Origin of the sequence: [Clostridium] ultunense DSM 10521, assembly GCF_000511955.1 — a bacterium.
GTDB classification, from domain to species: domain Bacteria; phylum Bacillota; class Clostridia; order Tissierellales; family Tepidimicrobiaceae; genus Schnuerera; species Schnuerera ultunensis.
This window is the reverse complement of record NZ_AZSU01000007.1, coordinates 11,540-12,951: the sequence shown is the minus strand read 5'-3', so window position 1 is coordinate 12,951 and position 1,412 is coordinate 11,540. Positions and strand designations below refer to the sequence as shown.

Here is a 1,412-nt window from a genome sequence, read left to right as displayed (position 1 = left end):
AGAAGAAGATGGACCTATAGCTAAATTCATAGAAAAAAGGGGAGAAGGCATCCAACATATTGCCTATAGAGTAGATAATATAGAAAAAGCAATAGAAGAGCTAAAGGAAAAAGGAGTCAGATTAATAGATGAAAAGCCAAGATACGGTGCAGGTGGAGCAAAAATTGCCTTTTTACATCCAAAATCAACCTTTGGAGTATTAATAGAACTCTGTGAAAGAGAATAAAGACTAAAAGGAGGGCTAAAATGAAGGAAAGAATTGAACAACTCCTTGAAACCAAGAAGAAAATAGAACTTGGTGGAGGGGAAAAAAGGATAGCAAAGCAACATGAAAGAGGAAAGCTAACTGCAAGAGAAAGAATTAACCTACTATTAGACGAAGGAAGTTTTATGGAAATAGATGCCTTCGTAAAACACAGATGCACCAACTTTGGAATGGAAAATACAGAAGCAGTAGCTGATGGAGTAGTAACAGGTTACGGTACAGTAGATGGAAGATTAGTATTCGTCTATGCCCAAGATTTTACCGTGCTAGGTGGCTCTTTAGGAGAAATGCATGCCAACAAAATATGTAAAGTACAAGAGATGGCTCTAAAGATGGGGGCTCCCATAATTGGATTCAACGACTCAGGAGGTGCCAGAATCCAAGAAGGAGTAGATGCCCTCTCAGGCTATGGGAAAATATTCTATAGAAACACTATGGCCTCAGGAGTAATTCCTCAAATATCAGCAATAATGGGGCCAAGTGCAGGAGGAGCCGTATACTCACCAGCCTTAACCGACTTCATATTCATGGTAGATAAAACAAGTATGATGTTCATCACAGGACCCCAAGTAATAAAAACCGTAACAGGAGAAGATGTAACCCAAGAAGAACTAGGAGGGGCCAATACTCACAATAGAATATCAGGAGTAGCCCATTTCATGGATAAAAATGAAGAAGAAAGCATAAAAAGGATAAGAACTCTACTTAGCTATCTACCATCCAACAATCTAGAAACACCACCAGTATATGAATGCAGTGATGATATAAATAGAGTAGAAGAAAGCTTAAATGAAATAGTACCCATAAACCCAAACAAACCCTACGACATGAAAGAAATAATAAAATTAATAGCAGATAAAAATGAGTTTTTCGAAGTACAACCTTACTATGCCCAAAACATAATAACAGGCTACATAAGATTAAATGGGAAAACTATAGCAGTAGTAGGAAATCAACCAAGAGTACTAGCAGGATGTCTAGATATAAACGCCTCAGACAAAGCAGGAAGATTCATAAGAACTTGTGACGCCTTCAATATACCATTATTAAACCTAGTAGACGTACCAGGCTTCTTACCAGGCACAGACCAAGAATACGGAGGAATAATAAGACATGGTGCAAAAATGCTTTATGCCTACAGTGAAGC

General features: G+C 38.0%; 2 protein-coding genes. Both read left to right on the top strand.

All coding sequences use genetic code 11. The annotated features are described in order from the left end of the window. On the top strand, positions 1-226 hold a 226-nt coding region (locus CUL_RS18545; protein ID WP_201767916.1), incomplete at its 5' end, for a VOC family protein. Positions 227-246: 20 nt separating this feature from the next. After that, positions 247-1,412: acyl-CoA carboxylase subunit beta (locus CUL_RS17605; protein ID WP_025642447.1), on the top strand; the 1,166-nt coding region annotated here is incomplete at its 3' end.